The sequence below is a fragment of the Shewanella algicola genome (genome assembly GCF_014648035.1).
Taxonomy (GTDB): domain Bacteria; phylum Pseudomonadota; class Gammaproteobacteria; order Enterobacterales; family Shewanellaceae; genus Shewanella; species Shewanella algicola.
Genome location: NZ_BMQI01000008.1, coordinates 81,704 through 94,698, shown reverse-complemented (window position 1 = coordinate 94,698; position 12,995 = coordinate 81,704). Strand labels below are relative to the sequence as shown.

Here is a 12,995-nt window from a genome sequence, read left to right as displayed (position 1 = left end):
ATTGGGGCGTCAAGTTCGTAGCAAGATCACTTGCTAGTCAGGTGTAATCCATGCGTTAAGTGGGAGGACACTTGCCATCACGCCAAACGCATAGCTCTCTTGGTGTGTAATATGCTCCTTGATAAAGAATAAAATCACAGGACTTATCAAGTTCTTTATAAATGTCATTTCCAGTAGCACATGTATAGAGCAAAGAGATTTTAATCTCACGATCGCCTTTAGATGCTTTTACTGTAATGTATTCACCTTCCTTGACTGGGTCAGTGAACGAATGGCACTGCCATCCCTTGTCTCTTAAGTTAGGGATGATTTCTAAATTCATTTTTTCCGATAACTTAGAAGCACGTAGTAGCCAACCATCATCCGATGCCGTTGGATTGAATGGGAGCTAGATAACACCATTCGTTACCTTGGCGTTGAACTGGAAGATGCTTTGAGGCTCTCAGAGCAAACAGATTGCTAGAAGTACTGATACAGGCTTTTCTGAGGAAATGAAAAGTCTGTATCCTTTCCGAGCTCTTGCACTCTTTTGAGGTCTAGTTCCTTTGGGCCAGTGATCAAATTTTGCTACTTTCACTAGTACAGAACTTAAAATTTTAATTTATTGAAAGTTTATTCTTAGTGGGTGAAGGCAACAAATACGCTTTAGTATTTGTTTACGAATGGCGTTAGATTGGCGGTTCATTCACTATCTGCACTGTGTGTTAAATATCTTTGCAACAAGTACTTACGCGTGTTGCGGGTATGTTGTGTTTCGTGTATATTTTCGCCATCAAGGACGAAGATGACTCAGGATAAGATGTCGAGCAATTTTTCTTCAGGGATCCAATGTTTATCATTGGTTGCCCGTTTTCACCAAATCCCCGCTGAGCCGAGTGCACTGCTGCGTGAATTTCAATTCAATGATGCAGATGATACGAACTCGCCCCTGACAGATATTAATTTAGTTCGTGCGGCTAAAAGTCTCGGTTTAAAAGCCAAATTAATTACAGATACAGCAGATAAACTTACCGACCATGTATTACCCGCTATAGCGCGACATATTGATGGTCACTTTTTCATTATCGTCAAGGTTACGAATGACGAAGTCTTAGTCCAAGACTTAACTGACGCTAGCACTAGTCCTATTACTTATACTTTCGATGCGCTTAACGAGTTTTGGAATGGTGATTTGTTACTATTGTCAAAACGTAGCTCATTAATCAGTGGTGTTATGACAGAAAGTGCTACATTTGGTTTCTCCTGGTTTATTCCCGCACTGATTAAATACAAATCCTATTTTAACGATGTTTTTATGGCATCTTTTTTCATTCAGTTAGTTGGGTTAGCTTCCCCTATATTCTTCCAAGTGGTAATTGATAAAGTACTAGTGCATAAAGGCATGACTACGCTTGATGTGCTTGCCGTTGGCTTTTTTATTGTCATCACTTTTGAAGTGATACTGACCGGGCTTCGTACTTATGTTTTTTCGCATACAACCAATCGCGTAGATGTTGAGCTAGGCAGTAAGCTATATAAGCATATGCTGTCATTGCCGGTAGCTTACTTCAATAGTCGTAGAGTAGGCGATACGGTTGCTCGAGTGAAAGAGCTCGATAGTATCCGCGAATTTTTAACCGGTTCATCGTTAACGGTTGTGCTAGATGTATTTTTTAGCTTTGTCTTTTTCGGAGTCATGTTTTATTACGCACCACTACTTACATGGATAATTATTGGCACTATTCCTTTCTACCTTGCTCTGTCTTTAATTATTACTCCAACCTTACGTAAGCGATTAAATGAAAAATTTCAACGCAGTGCAGAAAATCATTCATTTCTAGTCGAGTCAGTCAATGGTGTTGAAACCATTAAAGCCATGGCTGTAGAGCCACAACTTCGTAATAGCTGGGAAGATAAGCTGGCAGATTACGTTAACATCTCTTTTAAAACGAGTAACTTGAACAATATATACAGTCAAGTGGCTGCATACATCAACAAGATTGGCGGTTTGTTAACGCTTTATTTTGGTTCTATTGCGGTAGTTTCGGGAGAGTTAAGCATAGGGCAGTTCATTGCGTTTAACATGTTGGCTCAGCGTGTAAGTGGGCCCATTATGCGTTTAGTTAATCTATGGCAGGATTTTCAACAAGCGAATATTTCATTACAACGTTTAGGCGATGTACTTAACTCACCATCAGAACCTAGTTATAACCCAAATCGTGCCACCTTGCCTGATATAAAGGGAAAAGTGATATTTAACGATGTGTTATTTCGTTATGCCCCCAACCGGGCTCCGGTACTCAATAATATCAGCTTCGAGTGCCAACCCGGTGAAGTGATTGGTATTGTTGGCCGTTCAGGCTCAGGTAAAAGTACCTTAACCAAGTTAATACAAAGATTATATGTACCCGAAGCAGGCCGAGTGCTTATTGATGGTGTTGATTTGGCCATGGTTGAACCTGCATGGCTTCGCAGGCAAGTAGGGGTTGTTCTACAAGAAAACTTTTTATTCAACCTCACCGTTAGAGAAAATATTGCCCTAGTTGACCCTAGTATGCCAATGGAGCAAGTGGTGAATGCGGCGCAACTTAGTGGTGCCCATGATTTTATTTTAGAATTACCAGAAGGCTACGATACTGTAATTGGTGAACAAGGTTCGTCATTATCAGGCGGTCAACGACAACGTGTGGCGATAGCGAGAGCATTGGTGACTAATCCTAAAATACTGATTTTTGATGAAGCTACCAGTGCACTGGATTATGAATCAGAAAGTATTATTCAAGCTAATATGCGCCGTATCAGTCAAGGTCGAACGGTATTTATTATCGCTCATCGGTTATCTGCAGTAAAAGATGCTAATCGTATTATGGTGATAGATAAAGGAAGGCTAGCTGAACAAGGTAATCATCAACAGCTCGTTGATCACGGCGGCATCTATGCACAACTGAACTCGTTGCAAAACCACCATGGATTAGGTATAGCGGCTAAACCAATTGCGCAAGCGCCGATACATCCCATTGTACAAAATAAACCTAACGTGGATGGTCATAATGTCTCATCAACCTGAGCCTCAAACAGAAGAAGCAATTAAGCTTGCCCATCGTAAATTAGCAAAAGAAAAACTGGCCTTTTTGCCTGCAGCGCTTGAGATCCAAGCTGCGCCACCGGTTAAATGGAGTCGATCTTTGTTGTGGATCATTATGGCTTTAATGGTCACGTTGATTGTATGGGCATCATGGGCTGAGATTGACATTATCGCCACAGCACAGGGCAAAATTGTGCCAAGTGGCCAAGTGAAAGTTATTCAGCCGCTAGAGACCGGCGTGGTTAAAGCGATTTTTGTTAAAGAAGGTCAGTACGTTAAAGCTGGTGAGAAACTCATCGCACTCGATAACACTTCTAGTCAAGCCGATGCCGACAGATTTAGTAGTGAATGGCATGGATATATTGAAGATTTAGCCCGTCACAAAGCATTTTTAGCTAAGTTAGATGCTGTTGTTAACCAGGATGCTGTTATTAATAGTGCTGAAATGGATTCCTTTACTTCAAACGATATTATATCAAACAAGACTTTATCAAACGTCATTGAACCAAAGGTTGCCACATCTAACACTTCAGAATTACCCATTAATCAACGTCTGTTACTGGAGAGTATTTGGCAAGAATATCAGTCCAAGCTAAACAGTTTTAACAGTGAGATTACCAAGTTGACGGCGGAGAAAAAGTCGATGCTGATAGATGTTGGTCGCCTAGAGAAAACAATGCCAATAGTGATTGAACGAGAACAAAGTTATTACGCGTTGCTGGGCACCTCGGCCGTATCGCGTAATCAATATTTAGAATTAAAACAGCAGCGTATTGACCAAGAAGAAACCTTGTTATTGAAGCGTGCCAATGTAGAACAAATGACCGCAAGCATCGTCTCTGCTCAGCAAAACCTCCACGCCTATCTGTCAGAAGCGCGCCGTAATACCTTACAAGAAATTAACCAACTGACAAGACAGAGTGAAAGCATTAAGCAAGAGCTGAGCAAAGCAAACCGTCTAACGCGGCTAAGGGTGCTCATTTCCCCCGTTGATGGCGTGGTTGAAGAGCTAAGTATTGCCACCATTGGCGGCATCGTCACACCGGCGCAAGAGCTATTAAAAATCGTGCCGCTCAGTGAGCAAGGTGGTCAGCAGCTTGAGGTCGAAGCTGGATTATTAAATAAAGACATTGGCTTTGTGCATATCGGGCAGATTGCTGAAATCAAAATAGACAGTTTTCCATTTACTAAATACGGCGTCATTGATGGTGAAGTCAGCGATATTTCTGCCGATGCCATTGAGCATGAGCAACTGGGTTTACTGTTTCCGCTCAAAGCGTCATTAGCGACCGATGAAATAAATGTAAATGGTAAATGGGTTAAATTAAAGCCTGGCATGTCAGTCACGGTTGAAGTAAAAACCGGCACACGACGATTAATGGAGTTTTTATTAGCACCGTTAATGCGAGGTGTGAGTGAAGGGGCGCGAGAAAGGTGAAGAGTGTTGTGAATATGCTCTTGACGTTATATTAATTTAACAAACTTGGATGTTATATGAGTGGAATAATCCTGATTTTAATACTGGTTTTTTGGTTTTACGTCACAAAAAAATTGACAGATTGGTTTGTATTAAAAATACGATTGCCGAAAGGCAATAAGAAACAAGTTGTGCAAGTCATATGCTTTATTTTTATATTTGTTATGCCTGTTGTGGATGATATTGCAGGAGGGTTTCAGTTTAGAAAACTATGTGCTGAAAATACTGCGGTTTTCATTGACTACGAGAGTGCCAGAAATGCAACCATACAGTTAGTAAGGCAAGACGATCAAATAATTCACAAGATTATCCCCATTAGAGCGGACGTGAGGGATTGGGTTGATTCAAGAACTGGAAAAACACTAATCAAATACACATATTTTAATGCTAAAGGAGGGTGGCTAAGCCACTTGATCGGCTTTCCTCAAGGCAGCCCCCCATATACGTTTGATGGTTCATGTGGAGCTAAAAAACCAGTTTCAATAATTAAAAAACTAAATATTACGGAAGATACTAAAAATTATTATGGAGAATAATCATGACAACAATTGACCAAGCTTATATTAATGCATTGTTAGCAGATGCTACCTATGCTCTTGACGATAGTGTAGAGCGTGGAACTACAGGGAATGAGCTAGAAGAATTTCTCAATGAGCGTATGACTCCGACTCAAGCAGAGTATATTGGTAACAACTTTACAGTCATCGATCACGTTGAGTCTAACGATCTATATGATAGCGGTTTTGATGCTACAGTTTGGCGGAGTGAGGAAGGTCAGGTTTATGTGTCTATGCAGGGGACTAAAGGTCTTGCTGATTTTGGTGTTGATATTGATCTAACGTTATCAGGCTTGGCTCGAGATCAAATTGTTGACATGGTAAATTGGTGGCTAAAAAATAGTACTGCACTAGGTAATAGTGCTCAACAGATTTCGCTAGTCGGAGGATTTTTTTCATGGGGAGTGCCAGTACCTGGCACTGGGGTGCTAAGTGATGTGACTAATGTAGTGGTTAATGGTCATAGTTTAGGTGGTCATTTGGCCACTGCGTTCTCTCGTTTGTTGGGGGGAACTGTGACCATTGACAGTGTCCATACCTTTAACAGTGCTGGCTTTAACCTTGCTAGTGAGTTATTTTTTGATAATATTGAATTTATTTTAGGTGACATTAGCACGGGAGAATTTCCACAAGATAACTTGCAAACTAATTTTTTTGCGGAAAATGGAATTAATGTTACTACGCAAAACTTATTCAACGGACAGATAGGAAACCGAACTCCTTTATTTAATGAAGAAGGGACTGGTTTGCCGAATCATTCCCAATATAAGTTAACTGATAGCCTGGCTTTGAGCGTTATAGTTTCCACATTGGATAGTAAATTTGGATTCGAAGAGTTAAGTAGCTTGTTTGAAATTGCTTCAAATAGACCCGAACGCTCTTTAGAAAGAGTTTTGGATATTTTTGGTGTCATTTTAAGTGGTTCGCAATTACCTGATACACCAACAAGTGATGACGCAGGAAGTGAAGGGAGAAAAGTCTATCACAGTAACTTGTTACGCCTAAGAAGTTTACTGTTTGTTGATGCTACATCTTTAACCCCCGTATTAAAAGATGAATATAGAAACTTACAGATAGTTGATTTTGATACGTTGTCATATTCTTCTAAAAACAATGATGAAGCTGGTTATGCTTATCGCTATTCGTTGGTGAACATGATTCCGTTTGCTGTTTTAGGCGGAAACAATTTATATGAGGCTTTCAATAATGATAATTTATTAGACGCTGAAAATTTCTCTGAGCAATATCTCACCGACCGTGCAGCAATGCTTAAATTGCTGACTAAATATAATGAAGAAGATACTGACTATGGTGATTTACTTACCACTAATGACATTAACGGTAACTTTATTTTTACCGATTTAGCATCATCTATTAATAACTTTAAAGATTTAGCCCTACAAATCGATGGTGTTGACGGTGAGTTGCCTTATCAGCACATTAAATTTGGCACTGAATATGATGATGGTATTGCGGGGGCTGATAATGATGACAGGTTATATGGTCGTGGAGGCAATGATACGATACTTGGTAAAGAGGGGGATGATTATTTAGAAGGCGGTAAAGGAGTTGACACTCTATATGGCGGAAAGGGAGCTGACACCCTACATGGTGGCAAAGATAATGATCACTTAGAAGCCGGCGAAGAAGATGTTTATACCATCGTGAATGGTCAAGGTTCTGGTGATATTAACTATCTTTATGGTGAAGAAGGTAATGATACCTTAATTGGTGGTGCAGGTGTTGACCATCTTTACGGCGGTACAGGCAATGATACGCTTTATGCTGGCGAACACATTAATCGAGAAGTCATTATTATTGGCGATCCCTATAATGGTGGTAGCTACACCGTCCACACTCATCCTGACTATCTATACGGTGGCGAGGGCACGGATAAGTACTTTCTCTCTAAAGCGCAAACCGTTATTTATGATAGCGATGGGCAAGGAGAAATATACCTCACTGCTGACGGCATTAATGACAATAGCTTTAAAGTGACTGGTGCAACATTTACCTCACATCGTCCTTATAATGGCGGAACGCTATTTGCTTACGATTATCGTATGACTTCAGCAGAAGGCCAAGTACTAAATGATTATTATGGTGTTGATTATGGTGGAGTACTACGACTAACGTTAGAAGTTAAAGCGGATGGCTCTAATACACTCCATTTTTATGATTTTGGCCATAAGATTGAAAACTTTCATAATGGGGATTTTGGCATAATCCTCGAAAATACTGAAATGGGGGGCTGGGTAGATCCTCATCCAAGACTGTCTGTTACAGAGGTTATCGATAAATTAAACTTTGATGATAAGTTTGACTTAATATCAAAAGAACAAATCATAGCAGCTATAACGAATATTTTTGATACCTCTAACACAGCAAGAGAAATGTTAATCAACCATATTGCAGATGGTATCAATATATTCTTGTCTGAGAATGGAACTTATTCTTCAAATGGTAATAGGGAATCTACCGGCGCTGAGCATGCTGCTGGTGTAGCCCAAGGTCTTTATATCGATTTAAACTGGCTTGAAAACAATACCTATATCAGCACCAACGGCAAAGCCGTAGAAGATACCCTGGAAGCGGCGCTTATTCATGAATTAGTGCATTTAATGACCGGCTTAACTGATGAAAGTAACCCTGGCGAACAAGGCGCAACAGTAGAGTTTGCTAACTCAATCTATCGTGAAATGGGCATAGCTGAACAAGCTTCCTATTCCGCATATGATTCAACGGGTAACACTCATACCACCAATTTTGAATATACCCAAGGTCAAGCCATTGACCGTGCATTTACCTTACTTTCAGAAAATTCAACTATAAATGATCTTGATAGCTCTGAAGGGGGCGTTTTAAATGATCTGATTATTGGTAATGAAAGGAATAATGTCATTAACGGTGGTGATGGCAACGACTTCTTATATGGTGGCGATGGCAATGACATCCTTAAAGGTGATAAGGGCTGGGGTGGACATGAAGGGGTTATAGAAAGTCATGATGTCCTGTTTGGCGAGGGGGGCGATGACACTCTTGAAGGCGGAGAAGGCAATGATGTGCTCTATGGCGGCAGTGGTAATGACAAGGTTTTAGGTGGAACAGGTAATGACCAACTCATAGGCGGTAAAGGTAATGACCTGCTTGATGGTGAGGTAGGTTATAACAAGTATATTTTCTCCAAAGGAGATGGGCAAGACACCATTGGTGCCAGCAGATATCGAAGCTCCAGCGATGAATTAGTTTTTACCAGCGAAATTAGTCCTAAAGATGTCGTATTTGCTCGTGAGGGCATTAATTTAGTCTTTCGCATCCTAGATACTGACGATAAAATCACCATAAGAGGCTATTTCGACACTACAGGAGGTTATGGTGATTTTGTTCAAGTAACGTTTGCAAATGGCACAATATGGTCTGCTGAATATATTAATTCATCGTTACTACAGGGAACCGAGGCTGACGACAATATTGTTGGCTTTGATAGTGACGATGTTATTGAGGGGCTAGGTGGTAATGATGTTATCGATGGCCAAGATGGTGATGACACTCTTTTAGGGGGGCTTGGCGATGATAACCTAAAAGGGGGGAGAGGAAATGATATTGTTGAAGGCGGCAATGGTAACGATACTTTAGATGGGGGTGATGGCAATGATGTTCTTATTGGTGGCCGCGGTAATGATATAATTAATGTTGGTTCAGGCGAAAATACTATTTATTTTGCTAAGGGAGATGGACAAGATATTATCCCTCGTGAATCTGTGTGGAGTTCTAGTAGTCGATATAATCGACTCGTTCTTGCTGATGATATTTCTAGTTCAGAGGTTAAAATATCTAGGTCTGAGTATGATCTAGTTGTAGAAATATACGGCACTAACGATAAAATCACATTTGAACTTTATTTTTATGATCAATACGAGCCGTCTCTGAATGAGATAGTCCTGCCGGATGGTTCAGTACTAGTCGCCGAAGATATTCAAAAACTGGTTATTCAAGGCACTGATGGAGATGACTATTTATATGGTGACCATTTAGATGATGTGATTGATGGTGGAGCTGGTGATGATAGAATTGCCGGTGGATCTGGTGATGATGTATTAAAAGGTAGTTCAGGTAAAGACACTATGTTCGGTGGTGACGGCAATGATCTACTAATAGGTGGTTCAGGAAATGATGAGCTTCAAGGAGGTCAAGATAATGATCAGTTATCCGGGGGCTCTGGAAATGACAATTTAAATGGTGACTCTGGGAATGATAAGTTATTCGGGGGGGCTGGGAGTGACTATTTATATGGGGGGGCTGGGAATGATCAATTGGAAGGTGGTTTAGGCAATGATGAAGTAGGTGGCGGATCTGGTAAGGATACTTATATATTTTCTGCCGGTGATGGAAAAGATACTTTTAGCGACTATGACTCCGTTGATGGAAATTCAATAGCCAATCAAGACATAGTTGTTTTCAAAAATATTAAATCGACCGATATATATGCAACGCAAGTGGGTGATGATCTAATTTTAACCTTTAAAGATTCTACAGATCAGATCACGATTGAAAACCAATTTAGAGATTTCGATAGAAATTCAGGAGTCGATTACGATATTGAGCTCTTTGAATTCTCTGATGGTGTCGTATGGCAAGCGAACGATCTTTATCAAAACTCTTTAAAAACAAGTAACGCTGATGATGTTATCACAGCTTTTGATTGGGCAGATACTATCAAGGGAGGCCTAGGTAACGATATCATTTATGGCCAAGGTGGTGATGATAAGCTCTATGGCGATGAGGGTGATGACATCTTAAAAGGAGGCATGGGGAACGACTTACTGGTTGGCGGAGAAGGTAACGACACGCTAGAAGGCGGCAACGGGAGTGATAGACTTGAAGGTGGTGCTGGTGATGACACTTTAATTTCCTTCGATGATATTTATGATAAAAGTAGTAAAATACTTATTGGTGGCAAGGGTAATGATACAATTTATGGTTCATTTGGTAATGATACCTACCAGTTTAATCTGGGTGATGGTCAAGACCGCATAATAGCAACAAGAAAAGAGCAAGCCTATTCTAACTTCACGGCTAGCAACGATACCTTGATTTTTGGTGAAGGAATAGCAGCTGCAGATTTAAGTTTCGAACGACATGGCGATGATATATTGATTAATGTCGCCAATGGCGGTGATAGCATCACTATTGAAAACTGGTTCCTGTCATATACCGAACACTTCCTAGTTAATAACTTTCAATTTAGTGATGGTTCGAGTTTAACCGTTACCGAAATTAACGATCTTGTTGTTCAACTAGGTACAGACATTGGTGATCAACTTATTGGCTCGGCCAATGACGATCGTATATCAGGATTAGGTGGGGATGATCAACTCTTTGGTCAAGGCGGCCATGACACTTTATCTGGTGGCAATGGCAGTGATTATCTTGATGGTGGTTCCGGTAATGATGAATTATTTGGTGACGCTGGAAATGACACATTACGTGGAAATACTGGTGATGATACCTTAATTGGTGGCTTGGGTAACGATAGTTACCTTATTTATTCAGGTGATGGTCATGATACGTTAGATGTTAGCGAAGGTGGTCAAGATAATCTGTTCTTGCAAGACATTAACTTTGACCAAGTTAGATTTACCCAAGATGGTGATGATTTATTATTGCTCATCGGCGATGGCGCTAGCCAGTCTATCCGTGTGAGCAAGCATTTCACCGGTGGAGAGTCAGCACTTGATAATATCAAGACAGCCGACGGTCATTGGTTAAACACAGCCTATATTAATGCTTTGATTAATGTTGAACCAGATCCTACCCCAGACCCAACGCCTGATCCCGAACCCACACCTGACCCAGATCCAACACCTAGCGTTGGCGGTCCTGATGTTATTGTTGGTAATATAAGCAATGATGTCCTTGTGGGTGGTGCAGGTAACGACACCTTAACGGGTGGTAAAGGTAATGATGTATTATTCGGTGGTACAGGTGATGATATATTCATCTTTGCCAAAGGAGATGGTCAAGATGTTATCGAAATAAGCACGGGTGTTAATATTATTGAATTCGCAAGTGGTATTTCATGGCAAGATGTTGCGCAAAATCTGTCTAAATATGGTGATGATTTAATTTTAAAAATTGCCGGTGGTCCTGATCAAATAACAATTACCGATTTTTTCCTCTATGGTAGCAATATAATGAGTGACTTTAAGTTTGCTGATGGTAGTAATTTAACACCTTCACAGATTTTTGGGGCTTATGGGTTACCTGTTGCGAGTGCAACTCCACCACCTACTCCGGAAGTTACTTTTGGCGACTTAGCTGACAATACAATGAATGGTACGAGTGGCAATGATATTTTAAACGGCCAAAGTGGTGATGACATATTAACTGGTGGCCGAGGTAACGACACACTCATAGGCGGATTAGGTAATGATACTTTTGTGCTAAGCAAAGGAGATGGACAAGATATTGTTAACGCATCAGGTGGAGGGGTTGACAGCATCTTATTTAAAACGGGTATCAGTTTTAATGATATAGCCTCATCTTTAATGAAGATGGGGGATGATTTAGTTTTAGGCAGTGGTGATAGTCAAGTTACGATTACCAACTTCTTTTTAGGTGGAGATTATGCCGTCGATAGCTTTATTTTTGAGTCGGGCGGACAGCTTAGTGCTGCACAAATATTTGGCGCCTATGGTTTAAGCATACCCGATGTTGAAGAGTCTGATCAAACCATGAATTTACCTGATTTACGTGAATTTACTGAGATTATTAGAGGTAATAACAGTAGTCAAGGCTTATTTGGTTCGTCTGATGATGAGTTATTGCTAGCTGAAGGCGGTGATGATGTGCTATCTGGCGGGGCTGGAAATGATACTCTAATTGGCGGTAGTGGGAACGATAAATACTTATTCGCTTTAGGTGACGGCCAAGATGTTATTAATAATTATGACACTGGGGCAACGAATACGGATGTATTGTCTTTTGGTCCGGGAATCTTGAGTTCACAAGTCAGTGCTTCTCGGCGTGATGATGATTTAGTACTTCAAGTCAATGGCACAGAAGATCAAGTCACTGTTGAAGGCTATTTTATTAATAATGGCGATAGTGATTACAGCCTAGCTTCGATTACTTTTGAAGATGGCACAAGCTGGAATATGGATGATGTAACACAATTGACTGTGGTGCCTGCCAGTCTTAATCGTGATGCAAGTCCACTGTATTCTGATAATTCATCACTTGATTTTTCACTTAATTTACTTGTACAGGCGTATACCACGCTTGACGGCGATGAGGGTGAGGAAATAGGTGACTTTAAAAACAATCGAGTTAATCAACTGCCAATAATCGAACATTATTGATAAAGAACTGTAAAATATAAATTTAATACCCATGTACATTGAATTGTCATGGGTATTTTTATATTTAATCTGAGATCTGCTTAAGCAATTACCAAAGTATTGCTCGACCTGTACACCTCCCATTGGCAGTCAGCTATTAAGATGCAGCAGGATATAATTAAGGTGTAAGTATATTATTAAATTTCGTGAGGCCTTCTCAGTGTTGGATCAAATAAGGATGTACTGGTAAGTTAAGATACTTTATCTAATCTATGTCAAGTCAATTAGAAGCAATACTCTAAAACGTTTCTGTCCAAAAACGAGTTGTTCTTAGCTTTAAAATGCCCAAATTAAACGCTGAACTTGAGGGTGTTGAAGATTATTTATAAAAGAATACGTGATCTGAGCATACCACCACAACATTTGTGGTTATAGGCCAAAATCACAAGGCATAAAGAAACACCTGGATCCCTGATACAAGCACTCAGGGATAATGAGAAGAGTGTTAACCAGTTTTGTCCAAAATGATTTGGTCTTAGCTTTCAATGCCTAAATTC

5 protein-coding genes are annotated in these 12,995 nt (G+C 40.3%); 4 read left to right on the top strand and 1 reads right to left on the bottom strand.

What is annotated here, in order from left to right:
- Positions 1-55: 55 nt before the first annotated feature.
- On the bottom strand, positions 56-322 hold the full coding sequence (locus IEY42_RS05350) for a hypothetical protein (RefSeq protein WP_188924286.1): 267 nt from the start codon (positions 320-322) through the stop codon (positions 56-58).
- 462 nt (positions 323-784) lie between these two features.
- Here IEY42_RS05350 and IEY42_RS05340 point away from each other — a divergent pair, with 462 nt between their 5' ends.
- From IEY42_RS05340 to IEY42_RS22575, 4 genes are read left to right on the top strand one after another with little or no spacing between them, the layout of a single operon-like run.
- Entirely contained in the window at positions 785-3,046 is a 2,262-nt protein-coding gene (locus tag IEY42_RS05340; protein WP_229779929.1) for a type I secretion system permease/ATPase, read from the top strand.
- A complete protein-coding gene (locus tag IEY42_RS05335; RefSeq protein WP_188924285.1) occupies positions 3,030-4,502 on the top strand; it encodes an HlyD family type I secretion periplasmic adaptor subunit in 1,473 nt (490 codons plus the stop codon). The genes IEY42_RS05340 and IEY42_RS05335 overlap by 17 nt, the downstream gene beginning before the upstream one ends.
- Before the next feature lie 56 nt (positions 4,503-4,558).
- A complete protein-coding gene (locus IEY42_RS05330; RefSeq protein WP_188924284.1) occupies positions 4,559-5,077 on the top strand; it encodes a hypothetical protein in 519 nt (172 codons plus the stop codon).
- Between the two features lie 2 nt (positions 5,078-5,079).
- A complete protein-coding gene (locus tag IEY42_RS22575) occupies positions 5,080-12,459 on the top strand; it encodes a calcium-binding protein (protein WP_268244261.1) in 7,380 nt (2,459 codons plus the stop codon).
- The last annotated feature ends 536 nt before the right edge of the window (positions 12,460-12,995 follow it).

Excerpts from the sequence above, each read along its gene's own strand:
- IEY42_RS05350 (WP_188924286.1), bottom strand. The coding sequence starts at position 322 with ATGAATTTAGAAATCATCCCTAACTTAAGAGACAAGGGATGGCAGTGC.
- IEY42_RS05340 (WP_229779929.1), top strand. The coding sequence starts at position 785 with ATGACTCAGGATAAGATGTCGAGCAATTTTTCTTCAGGGATCCAATGT.
- IEY42_RS05335 (WP_188924285.1), top strand. The coding sequence starts at position 3,030 with ATGTCTCATCAACCTGAGCCTCAAACAGAAGAAGCAATTAAGCTTGCC.
- IEY42_RS05330 (WP_188924284.1), top strand. The coding sequence starts at position 4,559 with ATGAGTGGAATAATCCTGATTTTAATACTGGTTTTTTGGTTTTACGTC.
- IEY42_RS22575 (WP_268244261.1), top strand. The coding sequence starts at position 5,080 with ATGACAACAATTGACCAAGCTTATATTAATGCATTGTTAGCAGATGCT.